The sequence below is a fragment of the Romboutsia sp. 1001216sp1 genome (assembly GCF_039841805.1).
In the GTDB taxonomy this organism is placed as follows: domain Bacteria; phylum Bacillota; class Clostridia; order Peptostreptococcales; family Peptostreptococcaceae; genus Romboutsia_C; species Romboutsia_C hominis.
This window is the reverse complement of record NZ_JBDPHA010000001.1, coordinates 590,164-610,247: the sequence shown is the minus strand read 5'-3', so window position 1 is coordinate 610,247 and position 20,084 is coordinate 590,164. Positions and strand designations below refer to the sequence as shown.

Genomic DNA, 20,084 nt, shown 5'->3' with positions numbered 1-20,084 from the left:
CAACATCTGATGCAGACGCAACATCTGATTCAACATCAGACTCAGATGCAACAGCAGATGCAGACGCAACATCTGATTCAACATCAGACGCAGATGCAACATCTGATTCAACATCAGACTCAGATGCAACAGCAGATGCGGATTCAACATCAGACTCAGATGCAACAGCAGATGCGGACTCAACAGCAGATGCAGACGCAACATCTGATTCAACATCAGACTCAGACTCAACAGCAGATGCAAGTGCAGATGTAGATTCAACATCAGAATCTAGTGCAAACAATCAATCAAATGCAAACAACAATATAGGACCAATAACTGTTCATACACCTATAAATATATATGTTACTTGTGGATGTTGTGGAAAAAAACATAAATTTGAACATGACGAAATAAATTGCAATAATAACAATTGCGATGATGATAATTGTGATAATGATAATAACAATAACAATTGTTGTTAGGACTAGCAAGAAAATAGGAAAATATAATTATTAAAAAATAAGGAGTATATGGGATATGAATTTTAGAAAAAAAATGCAGAGTAGTAAAAGCTCGCATGATAGCAAACACGATAGTAAACATGATAGCAAACATGATAGCAAACACGATAGCCAGCATGACAACAAACACGATAGCAAACATGATAGTAAGAGTGAACCAATAAAAAATAGTAAAAAAGTGAGCGATTCTAAAACGGTTAAAAAAAGTGGAAACGATGAATAAAAAGTAGATATATATAAATAGAGGAGAGGCTAAAATAACCTCTCCCTTTTAATTTATATGTATTACGTCACCGCTATTTATATCTAGTAAGTTAAATTCCATATCAACTTCATCATCACTTTGATTTATATCTATGATAGCGACTGAATGAGTGCCATCTTTAGGAATTGATGTACTTCCAGGATTTAATACTATTAAATTTTCATCTATATAAAGTTCTTTAACATGAGTATGACCAAGAATAAGTATATCTCCACCCATATTTTTAGCATCTTGTATAGTATCTTCTTTAGACTTAGTATATCCATGAGTCATTATTATTCTAGTTTCACCAAATTGATTCATAACATACGGACTTTGGATAGGATGATTTATAACCATTTGATCAACGTCAGCGTCACAATTTCCCCTAGCGATAATTATATTATTAAGTTCATTAATTTTGGCTATTACTCCTTTTGGATTATAACCTTCTGGAATATCATTTCTAGGTCCATGGTACAGAACATCACCACCATGTAAAATCACATCACACTCAGATAATGCATCTAGTGCCTTTTCAAAATAAAGTAAACTTCCATGAGTATCGCTCATTACACCTATTTTCATTTCATTTCCTCCTAAGTTAAGATTACAAGAATTTTTCAGAAACCCTACTCCAAAATTCATAGTTTGACATTCTGAGTAATTTTATTTTAACATCAGACATAAAAGTTTTAATGCTAGAAATACGATTAAATTTATGCTCGACTCCATCTATTACTATTATAATTGAGTTTTCAAATCTATATTCAGGAGTAATATTTATTACAGAATCATTAGAACATATAATACTAGAAGTAAAACTTCTATAAGCATTTGTATTTATAGGATAAAGTGGAGTAAGCTGCATTAAGCTTATACTTGGATCAACAATACTACCTCCTGCTGCATAATTGTAGGCTGTTGAACCTGTAGGAGTTGATATAATCATTCCATCTCCACTAAATTTTTGTATATGTCTATCATTTATATTTACGTCAATGTGTATAATCCTAGATTTATCTCCTTTTACAACGACTTCATTTATAGCAAATATATCATTACAATGTTTATCAGTACAGATACTAGCACCAAGAAGAGGTATATCTTGTATCAAATAATCTTCATTTATGTATGATGTTATAAATCTATCAATATCATCTGGAGAAATATCTGGGAAAAAGCCAAGGTGCCCTGTGTTTATCCCGACTACTGGAACATCAGGAAAATTAAAATCGTGAACAGTCTTTAAAAAAGATCCATCCCCACCAATTGATATAACAAGTTCTGTATCTGGATGGAAATAATCGATTACCTCAAATCCAGCAGAGATCAGTTTGTTAGTTAATAAGTTTTTCGTTGCAATAGATTTTTTAAGTTCATTTGATTTTACAGTTATAATTTTTCTCATTTTTCCACCCCTCTATACTTTGTATTATAGCATAACTTAATAGGTTAAATTATAGTTAATTAAAAGTAGACAAATAAACTCTTTATACTCAAATAGTTGATTATAGAGGTACATATATAAGATAATACATAAAGAAAGAATTTATGTATACTAAAAATAAGTAAAATTTAAAGTTTATAAACAAATATAAGTAAGATATTAATAATAAAAGGTCTTATCTATTAATCTAAAATAGTATAAAATATATAATGTTATAAGAAAAGAAGGTAGGTGCAGATTTGTTTAAAAAGGAAGAACAAAGGTATAATATCATATCTTATACGAGTGAAGAAAATTCAACGTTAAAAGAGATACTATTAGATAAATTAAATTTCTCTGTAAGATCATTATCAAAGATGAAAAGAGAACAAAGTATGTTAGTAAACGGTGAATTTAAAAAGCCTAGTACTAAAGTTAAAAAAGGTGATTTAATAGAAGTAAAAATAGAAGAAGATATGGCGAATTTTACACCACAAGATTTAAATTTAGACATATTGTATGATGACTTTGATATAATAATGGTTAACAAACCACCGTTTATGGTGGTACATCCGACTAAAAGCCATAGTGAAAGCACAATAGCAAATGGGATAACTGACTATATAATCAAGAAAAATGAAAAAGTTAAAGTAAGGTTTGTAAATAGATTAGATATGAATACATCTGGTTTAGTTATAGTTGCTAAAAATGCTTATGCACATCATACTTTATCATTAGATATGAGCAAAGATAAAGTTGAAAAAACTTATATAACTGTTGTAAAAGGAATAGTAAAAGAAGATTTTGGAACTATAAATCAACCAATATATAGACCCACGGAAGATAGTATAAAAAGAGTTGTGGATGAAAGAGGGCAGGAATCTGTAACTCATTATAAAGTATTAGAAAGATTAAATGATGCTACAGTACTAGAAGTAAAGCTTGAAACAGGGAGAACACATCAAATAAGAGTCCATATGAACTATATAGGTCATGGTATAATAGGTGATGAGCTTTATGGATATGTAGATGAAAATCTCATAAATAGACAAGCATTACATGCATATAGCTTAAAATTTAATCAGCCTAGAACGAAAGAAGAGTTAGAGTTTAAGGCTAATTTACCAAAAGATATAGAAGACTTAATAAATAAGCTAAAATAACAAATATAATTAGAGGTGAGATTATGATAATTCATAAGTTTATAATACATGTATTAGATAAAAATAGTGATGTTCCAATACTAAATGACTATGAGGGAAAAATAAATCCTGAGGTAGATAAGTTTTTCCAAAAAATAATAAAAAGAGTAACTAAAGATGATGATTTAAGAAAAGGAATATTTAAGGATTATAACAATAATATAATAAAAAATTGCTGTGAGCAGATAATATATGATGAAATCACTTTCTTAGAAAATTCTAAGGAAATAGCAGCATATTTATTTGATATAATGAAAATCAATTCAGAAATAGATTCATGTGATTTAGCAATATGTTTATATACAGTTAAGGATGAAAAATATGTAGCTATACTTAAGCTAGATTATAAAAAACTTTACACTCACTCTATAGAATTTATAGATGATAAGTTTAATATACAAATGGTTGCAAATGAAATAGGTATACCAGAAACAGGAAGACAAAAGCAATGTGCAATTATAGGAGTAAGTGGAATAAATGATGAGTTTCATTTAAGATTGTTAGATAAAGATGCAGAGAAGGAAGAAAGTGAATCAAAGTTCATTAAGGAATTCTTAAATGCAGAAAGAATTGATGATGACAAATATAAGACGAAGGTATTTAAAAAGTCAGCGGAAAATTGGATAACAAATGCATTAACAGAAAATATAAAACAAGCAGAAGATATGAGAAGTGTACTTAATTATACATTAAAAGAAAAGCATGAAATAGATGTGAATGATTTTATAGAAAATAATATAAAAGATGAAAATCTAAAAGAAAGCTTCAAAGAACATATGGAAGATAAGGGATTAGATGAAGGTTTCAATATAGATAAAACATGGGTTGAAAAAAAGCTTAAGAAAAGAAGTATAAAAACGGATAATGGATTTGATTTAAAAGGAAATTTAGAAGATTTTGAAGACCCAATGAAATACAGTGTAAAGCAAAACCCAGATGGAAGTATAGATATAACATTAAAAAATATTAGATTTTACGAAGAGAAGTAGTAAAAAGCACCAAAGACTTATAAAGCTTTGGTGCTTTTTGTATACAAATATTTTGTATTAAACTCAAAATACATATTTAATTTTTAGCGTAAAGTAATTTCAAGAAATTTAAGCATATTAAAAATAAGATTTTAATTAATAGGAGTAAATTTAAATTTTTAGTGTACATGCAATATATATTATTGAAAGCCATATAAATATAATAGGACTAAAATTGTTACATATTAAGGGGGTAAATATGGAACAACTAAAAGATATGTTAAGAGGGTTTGATTTTGTAGATGATAATCCAATGATATTTTTTTTGATAATAGGATTGGTTGTACTTCTTTTAATTAATTCAAATGGAAACTTAGATTGTTTTTTCGACCAAAATAATTCATTAGTTTGGATTATACTTTTAGTATTTTTAGTATTTATGCTTGGGAGAAATGATGGTTGCCATGATGATTTTTGCTGTTAATAAGTTAAAACCGAGCTTCATATGCTCGGCTTTACTTCTTTAGATTATTGGTTATCTTCTATATATTTACAGATATCACCTATAGTTTTGAAGTTTTCAGCTTCCTCATCTGGAATTTCTATTCCAAATTCATCTTCAAGAGCCATTATAACTTCAACAGCATCTAAAGAGTCAGCTTCTAAATCTTCTATTAAAGAAGTATCTTTAGTCATTACATTTGTGTTATCTATTCCTAATTGTTCAGCTATTATTGATTTTATTTTTTCAAACATGGTTTAACCCTCCTAGAAACGGTTTATAAATTTACTTGTAGTTTAATATAATATTAAAAATTTTTCAATAGAGTTTTTAAGAAAATGTAATAAACTTTTTTAATGAGAATATAAATTAATATATAAATTTTATACATAGGAGGAATTGTTATGAAGTATATAAGTTTACTAATATCTTCAATTGGAGTATTTTTAGTAATATTAGGAAATTTTTATTATAATTCAGTAACATTAGATATGCAAAAGATTAAAGATTATGTGGCAGAAACAAATATTATACTAGAAGATATAATAGATAAGGAATATTATGTATTAGAAAATAAACAAGACTATATAAAAAGACTTAATAGTCTTAAAGAAGGATTAAATAATACTGATACAACATTTTTAATAGATAATTATAAAAACTATAAGGTAAAGTCCATAGATAGTTTAGTAAAAAGCTTAAAAGAGACAGAAGGTAAAAAGATATATTTAGGAGAAGTAGAAAAGTACAATAAATTATGTGATAGAGAGATTGATAGGTTAATAATCAATAAAAACTTAGTATAGTAATCTTATATACATTTAATAAAGACATCATGAATTAAAAGGGGGGGTTTAATGGCAAAATTAGAAGATACCCTAACTCGTTTGTTTGGAGGGAATAATAATATTTTAAACAATAGAATGCTAATAGTTATAGTATTAGTATTTATTGTTATATTTACAGATTTATTAGATGACTTTCTAGAAAACGATAATGCTTGGATGTGGATTATATTAGTACTACTTTTATTATTTAATTTTGATGAAAGTCTTTGTTAATAAGCTTTTTTAAAGAAATCATTTGATTTCTTTTTTTGTGTAAAAAAATTTAGTAATAGACAAATATATTATGATTTAATTTAATAAAAGGGTAACAATTTTACACATTATTACATAATATTTATTAAATAGTTAGTAATATACTATTATTCATAAAATTAAAGGTGGGATATTAATGTCAACAGATCAAGGATTATCAAGATTCTTTGGAGGAGGATTATTTGGCAACACTGGTCTAATAGTATTGATAGTAATAGGTGTAATACTTTTACTAGGAGATGATCTTCTTGAATGGATATTATGTGATGATATGGGTATTATTTGGATAGTTCTTATAATACTTTTATTGACTAATTTTGATTTTGATTGTGGATGTGGATGTTGTTAATAAAGAACTCTATTTAGAGTTCTTTATTAACAAAAAATTTTATAAATTATAAAAAAATAATAACACTTTTTGAAAAATTACATACTATGTATTAAGTGGGCAAAAGCCCTAACGAGACATAAATATACTTCACTAAAGAATTATTCTTATGTAGGGGGGATTTTTGTGAGTAGCAAATTAAGTAGAGTTTTTGATTGTATGGGAGGAGGAGGATGGTGGATAATAATACTATTCTTCTTGTTCTTAGTTTTCCAAGAATGTTGGAGCGATATATGCATAACTGACTGGATTCCATTCCTAATATTATTATTAATAGTGTGTTCATGTGTAGGAGTTAATGATGGAGATTTTGGATGCTGTGAGGCTAACTTCGACTGTGGATGCTAAATAAGAAAACAAAAGAGTGCTTTGCATTCTTTTGTTTTTTTATTTTAAATTATAAAAATAAAAATTATACAAACTAATATCACAAATTTAATTTCTTGCATATTATATGTTAAGAGTGAAAACTCAAATTATAATAACAACAGGAGGTAGCAAAATGTTAGATAGATTATTTGGTGGTTGTGATGGTTTCTTTGGAGGTGCTTGGTGGATAATAATATTATTCTTCTTATTCTTAGTATTTGGAGAACAATGGTGTGAAATAGAAATAGTTGAATGGATACCATTCTTAATATTACTATTAATAGTTTGTAGTTGTGGAGAAATTGGAGGAGATTGTTAGTAAAATTAAAAAATAAAAAACATTATGAGTAACAAAAATTTAAAAGATTCATATTATATACTATACAAAATTTTAGATTATGTATAGACATCTAAAAGTTAATTCATTAAAAAATTTATCAAAGGGAGGAATTTGTTATGCTAGATAGATTTTTTGGAGATTGTGGATTTTTCGCAGGTGGAGCTTGGTGGATAATAGTATTATTCTTCTTATTCTTAGCTTTCCAAGAATGTTGGAGTGAGATTTGTATAACTGATTGGATACCATTCTTAATATTATTATTAATAACATGTTCTTGTGGAGGTCTTTTCGAAGACGGAGATTGCTGTTAATATTTACCAAAAAAGCAACGGTGTTAAATACCGTTGCTTTTTTTTTAATTTAGAGATAAAATATTTACTTATGAAGGTAAATTAATACGCTGTTTTTGGGTATAAAAATTATATTACATAATAAAACTAATAAATAATCGTCTTAAAATATTTATAAAATTTATAATATATGGTAAAATTAAAATTTAAGAAAGTAGACGGATTAAACTTTAAAATACATAAAATATGTATAAGGAGGAACTAAAATGAAAAGCAACATAACTATAAAAGATGTGGCAAAAAGAGCTGGAGTTTCTATATCTACGGTATCGAGAGTTATAAATGATTCAAAACCAGTTACTGATGAAGTAAAGCAAAAAGTTTTAGATGTTATAAAGGAAACAGGTTATATACCAAACCCTCTAGCTCGAAGTTTAGTTACTAAAAAAAGTCAGCTAATAGGAGTTATAGTACCAGAAGTATCGGATTCTTTTGTAAATGAAATATTAAATGGTATAGAGGAAGTAGCTAAAATGTATGATTATGAGATATTATTAGCTAATACTTACTCAAATAAAGAACAAGAATTAAAAAGTATAAATTTACTAAGAGCAAAACAAGTTGAAGGTATCGTTATGATATCTTGGAAAGTAGAAGAAGATCATATAAACTATATACAAAACTGTGGAATACCAGCAACTTATATAAGTAAAACAGCAAGAAATTATGATATATATACAGTAAGTACAAGTAATAAAGAAGCTACTTATGATATGACTAAATATCTTTTAGATAAAGGGCATGAAAAAATAGCATTTGTGATGACTAGTAAAGATGATACAGTACTTGAAATGGAAAGATTATCGGGATATGAAGAAGCCTTAAATGAAAGAAATATACAATTAGATAAGAGCTTAGTTAAATATGGTGGAACTACTTATGAAGCTGGATATGAAAGTATGAAAGAACTACTTGATGAAGGAATAATACCTCATGCAGCATTTGTAACGGGAGATGAAGCTGCAATAGGAGCCATAAATGCAATATGCGATGCTGGATATAAAGTACCGGAAGATATATCAGTTGCAGGATTTAATGATGTAAAAATAGCTAATATGTATAGACCAAAATTAACTACAGTACATCAACCATTATATGATATGGGAGCTGTAGCTATAAGAATGGTAATCAAAATGATAAATAAAGAACAGTTAGACGAAAAGAAAATAGAATTACCATACAGAATAGTTGAAAGAGAAAGTGTAATAGAAAGATAATAAAAAAGTGTCTTAAAATAATACTAGCATTATTTTAGGACACTTTTTTATTATAGCTATATCATATAATTTTAATTATTATTAAGGAGGATTGCATAAAAAAGTATAGAAGTCTTTTAAATAGAATATATTTTTACATTGGGGAGGTTACGCTGTGGGGATAATTACACTAAATGGAAATGATTTAACCATAGAAGATGTTGTAAAAGTAGCAAGGAATGATTATAAGGTAAAGCTTAGTAAGGAAGCTATAGATAATATTCAAAAATCTAGAGCTTTAGTAGATAAATTCGTGAAAGAAGATAAAGTATCTTATGGAATAACTACAGGCTTTGGAAGATTTTCAGATATAGTTATATCTAAAGATGACGCAAAAGAATTACAAAGAAATTTAATTATAAGTCATTCTTGTGGAGTGGGAAATCCACTAGACGAAGAAATAGTAAGAGCTATTATGCTACTTAGAATAAATGCTTTGTCAAAGGGATATTCAGGGATAAGATTACAAACATTAGAAGTATTAATAAGTATGGTAAATGAAGGAGTACATCCTATAATACCAGAGAAAGGTTCACTTGGTGCATCTGGAGATTTAGCGCCACTATCTCATATGGTTTTAACTATGATAGGAGAAGGTGAAGCTATATATAAAGGTGAAAGATTACCTTCAAAAGAAGCAATGAAAAAAGCAAACATAGATATATTAGAAGACTTATCTTATAAAGAAGGTTTAGCTCTTATAAATGGAACACAAGTTATGACGGCAATAGGTTTATTAACACTATATGACTCCATAAATCTATTAAAGCATGCAGATATAGCATTAGCTTTAACTATGGAAGGTTTAAATGGAATATCTTGTGCAATGGACGAGAAGGTTCATAGAGTAAGACCACATAAAGGTCAAATAAATACGGCTAAAAATATATTAAATATAGTTAAAGATAGTGAAATGACAACAAAACAAGGAGAAATAAGAGTACAAGATGCATATTCATTAAGATGTTCTCCTCAAATACATGGTGCTAGCAAAGATGCTATAGAATATGTTAAAAATAAAGTAAATATAGAGATCAACTCAGTAACAGACAACCCAATAATATTTCCAAATCAAGAAGAAGTTATATCAGGTGGAAACTTCCACGGACAACCAATGGCATTAGCTTTTGATTTTTTATCAATAGCATTAGCAGAGATAGCTAATATATCAGAAAGAAGATTAGAAAAATTAGTAAACCCAGCAATAAATCATAATTTGCCAGCATTTTTAGTAAATAAAGGTGGATTAAACTCAGGATTTATGATTGTGCAGTATAGTGCAGCATCTCTAGTATCTGAAAACAAAGTTTTAGCACATCCAGCAAGTGTAGATTCAATACCATCATCAGCAAATCAAGAAGATCATGTTTCTATGGGAACTATAGCAGCTAGAAAAGCAAGAGAAATAATGAAAAATACTAGAAAAGTATTATCAATGGAAATATTAGGAGCAGTCCAAGCCATAGATTTAAGAGAAAATAATAATTTAGGAGTAGGAAGTAAGGCTGCCTATAAAGTTGTGAGAGATAATATACCATTTGTTGATAAAGATAGGATAATGTATAAAGATATTGATAAATGCGAAGATATAATAATTTCAAATTTAATAATTGATAAAGTAGAAGAAGCTATAGAAGAAGATATTTTAGTAAATGAAGAAATTCCAGAAGTAAGTTTTATATAAAGCACTATAAGGAGGATGCTAATGGAGAAAACATTAAATATTTTAAATCAAGAAATATTTGAAGGAATGTCTATAAAAATTAATGAAATACCTAAAGATAATTGTGAATTTATTAAAGGAATAAGAAGAGCGCCAAAAAGAGAGGCAAAACTATCTAAAGAGGATATAAAGTTAGCGCTTAAAAATGCATTAAGATATATACCTGAAAATTATCATGAAGAATTAGCACCAGAGTTTTTAAAAGAACTAATGACAATGGGAAGAATATATGGATATAGATTTAGACCAAAAGGAAATATAAAAGGAAAATCTATAGAAGAGTATGAAGGAAAATGTATAGAAGGTAAAGCCTTTCAGGTTATGATAGATAATAACCTAGATTTTGATATAGCTCTTTATCCATATGAGCTTGTAACTTATGGAGAAACAGGGCAAGTGTTTCAAAATTGGATGCAATATGTACTGGTTAAAGAGTATCTAAAAGTTTTAACTGAAGATCAAACATTAGTTATACAATCTGGCCATCCATTAGGTCTTTTTAAGTCAAAACCAGATGCCCCAAGAGTAATACTTACAAATGGTCTTATGATAGGAATGTTTGATAACCAAGAAGAATGGAAAAGAGCAGCTGCTATAGGTGTTTCAAATTATGGACAGATGACAGCTGGAGGATGGATGTATATAGGTCCGCAAGGAATCGTTCATGGAACTTATTCAACACTTTTAAATGCAGGAAGATTAGTACTAGGTTTAGGGAAGGAAGAAGATTTAAAAGGCAAACTATTTGTAACTTCGGGCCTTGGAGGAATGAGTGGTGCTCAAGGTAAGGCTATAGAAATTGCTGGTGGAGTAGGTATAATAGCTGAAGTTGATTATTCAAGAATAGAAACAAGATATAATCAAGGTTGGGTTAGTAAAATTGCTAATACCTGTGAAGAAGCATTTAATTTAGCGAAGGAGTATATGGACAAAAGAAAAGAATGTGCCATTGCATATCATGGAAATATAGTAGATTTATTAGAATATGCTGTTAATAATAACATATTTATAGACTTACTTTCTGACCAAACATCTTGTCATGCTGTTTATGATGGAGGATACTGCCCACAAGGTATTACATTTGAAGAAAGAACAGAGCTTTTAGATAAGAATAAAACTAGATTTATAGAACTTGTAAATAAAACTCTAGTAAATCATTTTAATTTGATAAAAGAACTTAATAAAAGAGGAACATATTTCTTTGATTATGGTAACAGTTTTATGAAAGCTATATATGATGCAGGGTGTAAGGAAATATCAAAAAATAAAGTAGATGAAAAAGATGGATTTATATTCCCATCATATGTTGAAGATATACTAGGGCCTCAATTGTTTGACTATGGATATGGTCCATTTAGATGGGTATGCCTATCAGGAAAAGAAGAAGACTTAGAAAAAACAGATAAAGCAGCGATGGAGATAATAGATCCAGACAGAAGATATCAAGATAGAGATAACTGGATATGGATAAGAGATGCAAAGAAAAACGCTTTGGTTGTAGGTACTCAAGCTAGAATATTATATCAAGATGCTATGGGAAGAACTAACATTGCACTTAAATTTAATGACATGGTAAGAAAAGGTGAAATAGGACCAGTAATGTTAGGTAGAGATCACCATGATGTGTCAGGTACAGATTCTCCATTTAGAGAGACATCAAATATAAAAGATGGAAGTAATATAATGGCTGATATGGCAACTCATTGTTTTGCAGGTAATTGTGCAAGAGGAATGAGTTTGGTAGCTCTTCACAATGGAGGAGGAGTTGGTATAGGTAAATCTATAAATGGCGGGTTTGGAATGGTATTAGATGGATCTTTAAGAGTTGACGATATATTAAGAAGTTCTATGCCTTGGGATGTTATGAGTGGTGTTGCAAGAAGAGCATGGGCTAGAAATGAAAATTCTATAAGTACAGTTATTGAATATAATAAAATGTGTAAAGGCAAAGATCATATAACATTACCATATTTGGTAGAAGAAGAAGTTATAGATGAGATTATAGAGAATTTAAATTTTTAGCAAATTATTATAGAAAATATTAACCACATAATAAATTTTAAATTCTATATAAAACATATAAAGTTATAGGGGGGGAAGTATATGGCCGTAGTTCAATGCGTACCAAATTTTAGTGAAGGAAGAGATTTAGAAAAAATAGAGAAAATAGTAGAACCACTAAGAAAAAAAGAAGGTGTAAAGCTATTAAACTATGAAGCTGATAAAAATTACAATAGACTGGTTGTAACAGTTATAGGAGAACCACAACAAGTTAAAAAGGCAGTGTTTGAGTCTATAGAAGTTGCTAAAAATATAATAGATATGAATAATCATAAGGGGCAACATTCAAGATTTGGTGCAACTGATGTTTGTCCATTTATACCTATAAAAGATATGACTATGGAGGATGCTGTCAATTTAGCTAAAGAACTTGGAAGAGAAGTTTCAGATAAATTAAGTATACCAGTATTTTTATATGAAGATGCAGCGACAAAACCTGATAGACAAAATCTTGCTAACGTAAGAAAAGGAGAATTTGAAGGTTTAGATGAAAAGCTAAAAGATAGCAATTGGATACCTGATTTTGGAGAAGCTAAAAAGCATGAAAGCGCAGGTGCAATAGCTATAGGTGCTAGGAGACCTCTTATTGCATATAATATAAACCTTGATACTGATAACATAGAAATTGCAAATAAAATAGCTAAAACTATTAGACACTCAAGCGGAGGTTATAGGTATATAAAAGCGGGACCTGTTGAAATACCAGAAAGAAAAATTACTCAAGTAACGATGAATCTAACTGATTACACAAAAACTAGTATGTATAGGGCTTTTGAAGCTGTAAAAATGGAAGCTAGAAGGTTTGGAGTAAATGTTACTGGAAGTGAAGTAGTAGGACTTTGCCCTATGGAGGCACTTATAGATGTTGCTTCTTATTATTTAGGATTAGAAAACTTTGATTTAGAAAAAGTATTAGAAACTAGTTTGATGGAGTAATAGTATGATAGCAGATTTGATTATAAAAAACATTGGTAAATTAGCTACTTGTAAAAGTGATGAAACTAAAAGTAAAAAAGATATGAGCAATATAGAAATGATAGAAGATGCATATATATCAATAAAAGATGGTAAATTCATTTCAATAGGAAGTAAAGATGATTATCATAGCATGATAGATGAAAAAACAGAGGTAGTAGATGCAAATGGTTTATTAGTAACACCAGGGCTTATAGATTCACATACTCATTTAGTGCATGGCGGATCAAGAGAAAATGAATTTTATAAGAAACTTTTGGGTGTTTCTTATATAGACATATTAAAACAAGGTGGAGGAATTTTAAGCACGGTTAATGCTACTAAAATATCTACTAAAGAAGAATTATACGATAAAGCTAAAAAAAGCTTAGATAGAATGTTAGAGTTTGGAGTAACAACAGTAGAAGCTAAGAGTGGTTATGGATTAGAATTAGATACAGAAATAAAACAACTTGAAGTTGCAAAAGAGTTAGATAATGATCATCCTATAGATTTAGTACATACATATTTAGGAGCACATGCTATACCGTTAGAATATAGAGAAAATCATGATGAGTTTATATTTAAAATATTAGAAGACATGAAGAAGATAAAGGAATTAGATTTAGCTGAATTTTGCGATGTATTTTGTGAAGATAGTGTATTTTCAATAGAAGAAAGTGAATTAATACTTAAAAAGGCAAAGGAATGTGGATATAAACTAAAAATTCATGCTGATGAGATTGTATCACTAGGAGGAGCAGAGCTTTCTGCAAAATTAGGCTGTATATCAGCCGACCATTTAATGGCAGCTAGTGAAGATGGTATTAAAATGATGGCAAAAGAAAATGTAGTAGCTAATATTCTTCCAGCAACATCATTTAATTTAAATAAATCATATGCAAATGCAAGAAAAATGATAGATTTAGGTGTTAGAGTAGCTATATCTAGTGATTATAATCCAGGGAGTTGTCCAAGTGAAAATCTTCAATTTGCAATGCAATTAGGATGTTTAGGATTGAAAATGACTCCAAATGAAGTTTTAAATGCAGTAACTATTAATGCATCGTATTGTATTGATAGGCAATATGAAATAGGATCAATAGAAGTCGGTAAAAGAGCAGATTTTGTTATATTTGATTCTCCTAATATAGAATACTTAATGTATCACTTTGGAATAAACCATGTAGATAGAGTTTATAAAGATGGAAAACTAGTAGTAAAAGATAAGCGTGTATGTTATAACAATTAAAGGATGGGGAAAGTATGAAATTAATAGATATGAGTTTAAATGAATTTTCTGATGAAGTAGATTCTAGCTCACCAGCTCCTGGTGGAGGTTCAGTAGCTGCTTTAGCTAGTAATATAGGGGTAGGACTTTGCAAAATGATGGCTCATTTAAGTTTTGGAAAGAAAAAATATGAAAATTTAGATGAAGCTATAAGAATAGAATTTGTAAATATATTTAATCAACTATCAGATATAAGGCAAGAACTAGTAAACTTAGTTGATAAAGATACAGAAGCATTTAATGAAGTTATGAAGGCTTTAAAAATGCCTAAAAATAGTGAGGAAGAAATAAAAAATAGAAATAGTGCAATTCAAGATGCAACTTTATTTTCAATAGAAGTTCCGTATAAGACAGCAGAATTATCACTAGAAGCATTAAAATTAGTAGATTATATAGCTACTTATGGAAATCAAAATGCCATAACAGATATAGGTGTAGGGACATTAATGATTTATACAGGGTTAGAAGGTGCTATACTTAATGTAAAGGTAAATTTATCTAGTATTAAGGATGATAATACAAAAAATCACTATACTAAATGTTGTGGTGAAATATTAGAGCTAGGAAATAAGATTAAAGATAAGGTAATAGAGGATATACATTCTAAAATAAGTTAAAAAAAGCTATCCTAATTTTAGGATAGCTTTTTTTATTTATGGTCTTTTAGTTTTTTTGACTTTTTTAACTACTTTTTTTGGATGTGCTGGGGAAGATGACTCACTAGGAGAAGATATTTTGTTTTTGCTAGGCTTAGACTTTTTACTAGATTTAGAATTTTTAGATTCACTAGTAGAAGCTCCAGATCCTTTTTTAGTTTTAGATTTCTTAGCATTAATTTTATTTTCAATTTCAGCATCAGATATTTTTTTCATTATAACATCTAGTTTATTTCGCTGTTCTTCATCTAGGAAAGTCTTAAATTTAGAGACAACTTCATCTCTTCCCTTTAGAGTTTGACCTATTTTGATTAGTTCATCCATTAACTCACCTTCAGACTTACCTTTATAGCTGTCAGCAATTTGTTCTATTTTATCTTTATCTATATTTTTTTCTTTAGCCATTTTCTCTAAAGCTTCTGCATTTATCTTTTTCATAAAAATGCCCCTTTCTATAATATATATTGAATTTTTCTCATACTATTTATATATAGAAAAAATTATAAAATGTGAAGAGATTCTATCTTAGATAAAAATTTCTATAGATAATATATATGCACACGAAATAAAAAAAAGTAACACTAATAACAAATAAAACATAAATATATATGAGGGAGAAGTATATTTTAAGGGGTGACGATTATTGAATAATCTACTTTTAATACTTGGAATGATTGCACTTAGTAACGGGAATATATCATTAGGAGATTTATCCTTATTTGATAATAAAAATAAAGCTAAATCAAAGGGGGTTAAGGAAAATATTGATATGACTCAAAAAAATGATAGAAATAGTAGAGATAAAACAAAAAAAGTAAGAGTTAATAAAAAAAGAAGAAAAAAGAGTAGTGATAATTCAAATAATAATTCTATTGCATTTAGTATAAATGATATAAATAAAGGTTTAAAACTTATGGATTTAAGTGATGAAGATTTAGAGCGTGGCATGGAAATAATAACTAGAACTAAAAAGTATATGTCACAAGATGAAAGAAAGTTTTTAGTTAAGATTGAGAGTGTATTAGACTTAGTTAGGGGAATAAAGAAACTTAGTTCAATAGAGGATATCGAGGAAGAAGAAACAAACTTTTTTAGATGTATGGATGAGGAAGATAAGAAGAATATGATGATTAGGGAAATTTTAGAAGTTTTTCCTGAAAAAAGGAAAGAATCTATAGAAAAGGCTATAGATATGAAAAAGAAAATAGATTTATTTGCAGAATTATTTTTACCAGATGATATAGAAGAAAATGGATTTAGTATAAGTTCTCTAGCGAGTTTAAATAATTTGGGAAGCATGAATAATTTAAAATTATTGGGAAGCCTTTTAAGAGTCGATGATGATAAAGATGATAAAAAATATTATAGTTATGATAGTGAATATGATGCATATGATGATTTTAATGAAGATGATGACGACTTTTGTGAGTACATAGATGATTTAGATGAGTAATATGGAAATATATCTTAATATTTCATTAATTACTATATAAAACTACTTTTAAAATTACTGATTTTGTTATATAATAAGTATATAAAATCCTGAAGCATACGATATTGCTTATTTAAATTCAACCGACAAATGTTATAAGGGAGACTAAGTCTAATGATGGATAACAAGCCTAGTTTTTAACTGGGAAGTTAAAAGTTATTGGCAGGTCACCCACCTGGGAGTATCTCGGGTATGAATTTACGTAAGCTAACGGTGTTTCGGGATTTTAAATTAAAAGAGTGTTGCAAAAGCAACACTCTTTTAATTTAAAATCCCAATATACCTATGTCATCAAAAGTAGTAAATACTGAAGTTGTATTGTAATCTAAGTCATATTTATAATTAGAGTAAAATAAAGATCTAGTAAACTCTTCCTCTAAACTAAACTCATCAATCTTATGATCACTCCAAGTCTTTCCTAAATCATTTGAAATAGATGTATGTAATCTATTATAGTTAACCCACATAATATATATATCAGATTTAAATTTCATAATACTTGGATACATGCAGGATGAAGAACCTGTTATATATTTAGATATATTAATATCTAGTTTATTATCCATTAAATAACCATTTATATATTTAACAGCATACCCATTATCAACATTTTCACAAAATACTATATGACAAAAGTTTAGGCTATCTTTTAATACAGATAAGTATATTTTATTTTTTCTTGTATTAGTTAATTGAGAAGGCTTAGACCAAGTTGAAGTACTTAAATTAAACTTTGACATAAAAACTTCTTCAAATCCGTTTACGAGGTTTAGGTAAAAAACTGTAGGTGAGTTTTGAATCCAAATCACTGTGAAATTATTTAAAATAGTATTATTTATAAAATCTATTTTATTTTCCGTCCAAACACCATTTAATTTATGATGGTGAATAAGTGCACAAATATTACCGCTATCATTGCTATAAACATAGTATAAAATATGAATTTCATTATCTAATTTTTTAATATAAGGAAATAATAAAGTAAACTTATTGCTATTATAAGTAAACACATCAAAATTAGTAAATGTAGTTTCAGAATTTTTTATATCAACTAATTTTAAGCTATTATCTATGTAAATACCATATATGTTATCATTATTATCTAGGTTAAAATAAAACTTGGTAAAATCTAAAGGTTTATCTGTAATATATGTTGATTTGATCAGATTACTATAGGTATCAAAATAATCATAAGTTAAAACATTAGATGTTCTAAATCTAAATATATCCTTGTTAGAACGTCTAATTATTGTATGGCAATCATTAACAAAACCCAAAAAATCATCTCCCTGTAAATTAATTCATATTAAATGTATATTGTCATAATAGAAAATTATTCTAGTTTTAGTAAATAGAAGTACAAGTAAGTAACAAATCATAAGTTAAATGCATAATATTTATTAAGCGTGAAAAGCTGAATATTAACAATAATTCATTTAAGGGGAGGACATTATATGCAAGATTTAAAAAGAAATAGAAAAAGAGTTCCTAATCAGCATATAGATCAAATGGAAAACGACTGTTTAGAAGAACATGTAAGTCAAGAAGTAGATGATGATTTAACTAGAGGATGTGGATGTAAAAAAGACTCAAACTGTGATAAACATTCAGATTGTAACCACAATATGAAGTGCGAGTGCGAGTGTGTATGTCATCCAGAACCACAGTGCTGTGAGCCTTGTGAACCAGATGCTGATACATGTATAAAAAATAAATGTGGACCTGAGTGTCTTGGTCCTATAAATCCACCAAGATTTAATGTATCAAACAGTGTACCAGTTGTAATTGAGGCCAATAGGATATTTGATACTATGGTATTTCAAACATTTACAGATGCAACAGCTCCAAATGGTGCTCCATTAGTATTTGATGTTGAATTAGTAGAAATAAATGGTCCAATACCTAGAGTAGGTCAAGTAAATGTAGAAATAGAAAAAATTTGTATAAACCATAATGGAATAATAATAAATACAGGAATGACAACTTTAGAAGATTTTGATATAGAACCGTTAGAACCAACAGTAGGAAAAAGATGTGAAACTACTTTTGAATATGCAGTATGTGGAGAAACACATAGAAGATGTTGTAATAGGGGAAAAGGACAATCAGTAGTATATAAACAAAAAGGATTAAGTGTACTTGTAGAAGATTTAGTACTAGAATTAAGAGGAAGATGCGGATGCACAGAATTTATAGCTTTTGCATTTCCTGCTGTAAAATGCCATGGAGGTCAATCTAAGAGATGCCGTGATGTTGAATTCTTATTTAATACATTATCAGCACCAATAGGTGTGCCATCAGATGGAAGAGGATTTACATTAAGACAAGAATTCCAAACACATTTAACAGTAGATTGTATCGGAAAAGCTTTACTAAGCTGTATAGATCATGATGATTGTGAATGTCATTGTGAATTAAGCATACCAAATGATATAGATTTAATACTTTGCTTACAAAATAATGTCAGTACTTTAATTAATGAGCAACTAGTTGTTTTAACTTCACCAAATGGTGTGCAACCAAGAGTTGTAGATACATTCTCTAAAGTTTGTGACTTTGGAAGTTGTGGAGAATAGTATATAAAGGAAAAAGAGCTATCTGTTTTAGATAGCTCTTTTTCATATTTTATATGTTATCCCATAACAATATTCAAAAATATCATCTTTTATAGTTGTTTTACCTTCATTTGAACATCTACTTGAATGAATGGTATTTTCAATATTAGATTTAGACCATTGTTTAGAACTACTATTAAAAAAAAGTTTAGATGTAGTTCGATCAGAAGATGAAGAAGGTTTATATTCTAGTACTATATTTGAAAAATCATCTATATCAAGTTTATAAAAGTATCCATTATCTTTTAGAACATTATCAATTATATATTTAGATAATCGATAATTAGGTACATCAAAGTTAAAGTGAGATAGCTTATGCAAATTATCTGATAGAGGGTATTTTTCGACGATAAAAACATTTAAGGAATCATCAATAGAATACAATCTCATATCCTTAATATTTTTTGTAGTATTAAGGGCTTTCAAAATAGATTTTTTTTTCCAAGAGCCATTGTGCTTGAGAAAATGATTTAGTCTACCCCTAGTGTCAAGTGCACAGATATGTATATTACTAGAATTATCTATAGTTGCGCAATAAGAATGTATATTGTGAGATAATCTTTCTGTTTGCCCATTTATATTTTTAATATATAAAACATTTTTATCTGTATATATATAAAATGGATTAATATTTTTCATAA

At 28.3% G+C, this 20,084-nt stretch carries 25 protein-coding genes and 1 other RNA gene; 20 read left to right on the top strand and 6 right to left on the bottom strand.

All coding sequences use genetic code 11. The features are described 5' to 3' along the window. Window positions 1-464: hypothetical protein (locus ABHC41_RS03150; protein WP_347553578.1), on the top strand; the 464-nt coding region annotated here is incomplete at its 5' end. Between the two features lie 55 nt (window positions 465-519). Next, complete coding sequence (locus ABHC41_RS03145) at window positions 520-726, top strand: hypothetical protein (RefSeq protein WP_141664393.1); 207 nt, start codon at window positions 520-522, stop codon at window positions 724-726. A gap of 48 nt (window positions 727-774) precedes the next feature. Here ABHC41_RS03145 and yfcE read toward each other — a convergent pair whose 3' ends face one another. Together yfcE and ABHC41_RS03135 are read right to left on the bottom strand one after the other, a co-directional pair. Next, the gene (gene yfcE / locus ABHC41_RS03140) at window positions 775-1,335 is read right to left on the bottom strand and encodes a phosphodiesterase (RefSeq protein WP_092927354.1); all 561 of its coding nucleotides are present in this window, start codon (window positions 1,333-1,335) and stop codon (window positions 775-777) included. A 22-nt stretch (window positions 1,336-1,357) separates the two neighbouring features. Then, window positions 1,358-2,158 carry an NAD(+)/NADH kinase gene (locus ABHC41_RS03135; RefSeq protein WP_092927352.1) on the bottom strand — a complete coding sequence of 267 codons (801 nt, stop codon included), beginning with the start codon at window positions 2,156-2,158 and terminating at the stop codon, window positions 1,358-1,360. Window positions 2,159-2,436: 278 nt separating this feature from the next. Here ABHC41_RS03135 and ABHC41_RS03130 point away from each other — a divergent pair, with 278 nt between their 5' ends. The 3 genes from ABHC41_RS03130 (at window position 2,437) to ABHC41_RS03120 (ending at window position 4,830) form a co-directional block, all read left to right on the top strand. After that, window positions 2,437-3,339 carry an RluA family pseudouridine synthase gene (locus tag ABHC41_RS03130; protein ID WP_092927350.1) on the top strand — a complete coding sequence of 301 codons (903 nt, stop codon included), beginning with the start codon at window positions 2,437-2,439 and terminating at the stop codon, window positions 3,337-3,339. A gap of 23 nt (window positions 3,340-3,362) precedes the next feature. Continuing rightward, a complete protein-coding gene (locus ABHC41_RS03125) occupies window positions 3,363-4,367 on the top strand; it encodes a nucleoid-associated protein (protein WP_092927348.1) in 1,005 nt (334 codons plus the stop codon). A gap of 238 nt (window positions 4,368-4,605) precedes the next feature. Then, window positions 4,606-4,830, top strand: a complete 225-nt coding sequence (locus ABHC41_RS03120) for a hypothetical protein (RefSeq protein WP_092927346.1) — start codon at window positions 4,606-4,608, stop codon at window positions 4,828-4,830. A 44-nt stretch (window positions 4,831-4,874) separates the two neighbouring features. On the opposite strand, the gene acpP is transcribed toward ABHC41_RS03120, so the two are convergent. After that, window positions 4,875-5,102: an acyl carrier protein gene (acpP, locus tag ABHC41_RS03115; protein WP_092927344.1), complete on the bottom strand. Its 228-nt coding sequence runs from the start codon at window positions 5,100-5,102 to the stop codon at window positions 4,875-4,877. 150 nt (window positions 5,103-5,252) lie between these two features. Here acpP and ABHC41_RS03110 point away from each other — a divergent pair, with 150 nt between their 5' ends. The 12 genes from ABHC41_RS03110 to ABHC41_RS03055 all read left to right on the top strand — a co-directional run bounded on the left by ABHC41_RS03110 (window position 5,253) and on the right by ABHC41_RS03055 (window position 15,297). Continuing rightward, entirely contained in the window at window positions 5,253-5,654 is a 402-nt protein-coding gene (locus ABHC41_RS03110; RefSeq protein WP_092927342.1) for a hypothetical protein, read from the top strand. 51 nt (window positions 5,655-5,705) lie between these two features. Then, window positions 5,706-5,909, top strand: coding sequence for a hypothetical protein (locus tag ABHC41_RS03105; protein WP_092927340.1), 204 nt, complete (start codon window positions 5,706-5,708; stop codon window positions 5,907-5,909). A gap of 175 nt (window positions 5,910-6,084) precedes the next feature. Then, window positions 6,085-6,297 carry a hypothetical protein gene (locus tag ABHC41_RS03100; RefSeq protein WP_092927338.1) on the top strand — a complete coding sequence of 71 codons (213 nt, stop codon included), beginning with the start codon at window positions 6,085-6,087 and terminating at the stop codon, window positions 6,295-6,297. 198 nt (window positions 6,298-6,495) lie between these two features. Next, window positions 6,496-6,684 (top strand): hypothetical protein, encoded by a 189-nt coding sequence (locus ABHC41_RS03095; protein WP_092927523.1) that lies wholly within the window; start codon window positions 6,496-6,498, stop codon window positions 6,682-6,684. A gap of 154 nt (window positions 6,685-6,838) precedes the next feature. After that, on the top strand, window positions 6,839-7,024 hold the full coding sequence (locus ABHC41_RS03090) for a hypothetical protein (protein WP_092927336.1): 186 nt from the start codon (window positions 6,839-6,841) through the stop codon (window positions 7,022-7,024). A 137-nt stretch (window positions 7,025-7,161) separates the two neighbouring features. Next, window positions 7,162-7,356 (top strand): hypothetical protein, encoded by a 195-nt coding sequence (locus tag ABHC41_RS03085; protein ID WP_092927334.1) that lies wholly within the window; start codon window positions 7,162-7,164, stop codon window positions 7,354-7,356. Window positions 7,357-7,601: 245 nt separating this feature from the next. Continuing rightward, window positions 7,602-8,612 (top strand): LacI family DNA-binding transcriptional regulator, encoded by a 1,011-nt coding sequence (locus ABHC41_RS03080; RefSeq protein ID WP_166504885.1) that lies wholly within the window; start codon window positions 7,602-7,604, stop codon window positions 8,610-8,612. 154 nt (window positions 8,613-8,766) lie between these two features. Next, entirely contained in the window at window positions 8,767-10,335 is a 1,569-nt protein-coding gene (gene hutH / locus ABHC41_RS03075; protein WP_166504886.1) for a histidine ammonia-lyase, read from the top strand. Window positions 10,336-10,356: 21 nt separating this feature from the next. Next, entirely contained in the window at window positions 10,357-12,396 is a 2,040-nt protein-coding gene (locus ABHC41_RS03070) for a urocanate hydratase (RefSeq protein ID WP_195580830.1), read from the top strand. Window positions 12,397-12,477: 81 nt separating this feature from the next. Further along, the gene (gene ftcD, locus ABHC41_RS03065) at window positions 12,478-13,371 is read left to right on the top strand and encodes a glutamate formimidoyltransferase (RefSeq protein ID WP_092927326.1); all 894 of its coding nucleotides are present in this window, start codon (window positions 12,478-12,480) and stop codon (window positions 13,369-13,371) included. 4 nt (window positions 13,372-13,375) lie between these two features. Next, window positions 13,376-14,641, top strand: coding sequence for an imidazolonepropionase (gene hutI / locus ABHC41_RS03060; RefSeq protein ID WP_092927324.1), 1,266 nt, complete (start codon window positions 13,376-13,378; stop codon window positions 14,639-14,641). Between the two features lie 14 nt (window positions 14,642-14,655). Beyond that, entirely contained in the window at window positions 14,656-15,297 is a 642-nt protein-coding gene (locus ABHC41_RS03055; protein ID WP_092927322.1) for a cyclodeaminase/cyclohydrolase family protein, read from the top strand. Window positions 15,298-15,333: 36 nt separating this feature from the next. Here the strand turns inward: ABHC41_RS03055 and ABHC41_RS03050 are convergent, their stop codons facing one another. Then, window positions 15,334-15,774, bottom strand: a complete 441-nt coding sequence (locus tag ABHC41_RS03050) for a hypothetical protein (protein ID WP_092927320.1) — start codon at window positions 15,772-15,774, stop codon at window positions 15,334-15,336. A gap of 205 nt (window positions 15,775-15,979) precedes the next feature. Between ABHC41_RS03050 and ABHC41_RS03045 the strand changes: the two genes are divergently transcribed. Both ABHC41_RS03045 and ssrS read left to right on the top strand, forming a co-directional pair. Beyond that, window positions 15,980-16,789: a hypothetical protein gene (locus ABHC41_RS03045; RefSeq protein ID WP_243239958.1), complete on the top strand. Its 810-nt coding sequence runs from the start codon at window positions 15,980-15,982 to the stop codon at window positions 16,787-16,789. 83 nt (window positions 16,790-16,872) lie between these two features. Continuing rightward, a non-coding RNA gene (gene ssrS / locus ABHC41_RS03040) (6S RNA) lies at window positions 16,873-17,057 on the top strand. A 37-nt stretch (window positions 17,058-17,094) separates the two neighbouring features. On the opposite strand, the gene ABHC41_RS03035 is transcribed toward ssrS, so the two are convergent. Continuing rightward, complete coding sequence (locus ABHC41_RS03035; protein WP_271892046.1) at window positions 17,095-18,105, bottom strand: hypothetical protein; 1,011 nt, start codon at window positions 18,103-18,105, stop codon at window positions 17,095-17,097. Between the two features lie 177 nt (window positions 18,106-18,282). On the opposite strand from ABHC41_RS03035, the gene ABHC41_RS03030 reads away from it, so the two are divergent. Then, complete coding sequence (locus tag ABHC41_RS03030) at window positions 18,283-19,404, top strand: hypothetical protein (RefSeq protein WP_271892045.1); 1,122 nt, start codon at window positions 18,283-18,285, stop codon at window positions 19,402-19,404. Window positions 19,405-19,446: 42 nt separating this feature from the next. Here ABHC41_RS03030 and ABHC41_RS03025 read toward each other — a convergent pair whose 3' ends face one another. Further along, window positions 19,447-20,082 carry a hypothetical protein gene (locus ABHC41_RS03025; protein ID WP_195236804.1) on the bottom strand — a complete coding sequence of 212 codons (636 nt, stop codon included), beginning with the start codon at window positions 20,080-20,082 and terminating at the stop codon, window positions 19,447-19,449. Window positions 20,083-20,084 lie beyond the last annotated feature (2 nt).

Coding starts and splice junctions, on each gene's coding strand:
- yfcE (WP_092927354.1), bottom strand. CDS start 1,335: ATGAAAATAGGTGTAATGAGCGATACTCATGGAAGTTTACTTTATTTT.
- ABHC41_RS03080 (WP_166504885.1), top strand. CDS start 7,602: ATGAAAAGCAACATAACTATAAAAGATGTGGCAAAAAGAGCTGGAGTT.
- ABHC41_RS03135 (WP_092927352.1), bottom strand. CDS start 2,158: ATGAGAAAAATTATAACTGTAAAATCAAATGAACTTAAAAAATCTATT.
- acpP (WP_092927344.1), bottom strand. CDS start 5,102: ATGTTTGAAAAAATAAAATCAATAATAGCTGAACAATTAGGAATAGAT.
- ftcD (WP_092927326.1), top strand. CDS start 12,478: ATGGCCGTAGTTCAATGCGTACCAAATTTTAGTGAAGGAAGAGATTTA.
- hutI (WP_092927324.1), top strand. CDS start 13,376: ATGATAGCAGATTTGATTATAAAAAACATTGGTAAATTAGCTACTTGT.
- ABHC41_RS03030 (WP_271892045.1), top strand. CDS start 18,283: ATGCAAGATTTAAAAAGAAATAGAAAAAGAGTTCCTAATCAGCATATA.
- ABHC41_RS03055 (WP_092927322.1), top strand. CDS start 14,656: ATGAAATTAATAGATATGAGTTTAAATGAATTTTCTGATGAAGTAGAT.
- ABHC41_RS03120 (WP_092927346.1), top strand. CDS start 4,606: ATGGAACAACTAAAAGATATGTTAAGAGGGTTTGATTTTGTAGATGAT.
- ABHC41_RS03110 (WP_092927342.1), top strand. CDS start 5,253: ATGAAGTATATAAGTTTACTAATATCTTCAATTGGAGTATTTTTAGTA.
- ABHC41_RS03090 (WP_092927336.1), top strand. CDS start 6,839: ATGTTAGATAGATTATTTGGTGGTTGTGATGGTTTCTTTGGAGGTGCT.
- ABHC41_RS03100 (WP_092927338.1), top strand. CDS start 6,085: ATGTCAACAGATCAAGGATTATCAAGATTCTTTGGAGGAGGATTATTT.
- ABHC41_RS03145 (WP_141664393.1), top strand. CDS start 520: ATGAATTTTAGAAAAAAAATGCAGAGTAGTAAAAGCTCGCATGATAGC.
- ABHC41_RS03025 (WP_195236804.1), bottom strand. CDS start 20,082: ATGAAAAATATTAATCCATTTTATATATATACAGATAAAAATGTTTTA.
- ABHC41_RS03095 (WP_092927523.1), top strand. CDS start 6,496: ATGGGAGGAGGAGGATGGTGGATAATAATACTATTCTTCTTGTTCTTA.
- ABHC41_RS03085 (WP_092927334.1), top strand. CDS start 7,162: ATGCTAGATAGATTTTTTGGAGATTGTGGATTTTTCGCAGGTGGAGCT.
- ABHC41_RS03105 (WP_092927340.1), top strand. CDS start 5,706: ATGGCAAAATTAGAAGATACCCTAACTCGTTTGTTTGGAGGGAATAAT.
- ABHC41_RS03125 (WP_092927348.1), top strand. CDS start 3,363: ATGATAATTCATAAGTTTATAATACATGTATTAGATAAAAATAGTGAT.
- ABHC41_RS03050 (WP_092927320.1), bottom strand. CDS start 15,774: ATGAAAAAGATAAATGCAGAAGCTTTAGAGAAAATGGCTAAAGAAAAA.
- ABHC41_RS03070 (WP_195580830.1), top strand. CDS start 10,357: ATGGAGAAAACATTAAATATTTTAAATCAAGAAATATTTGAAGGAATG.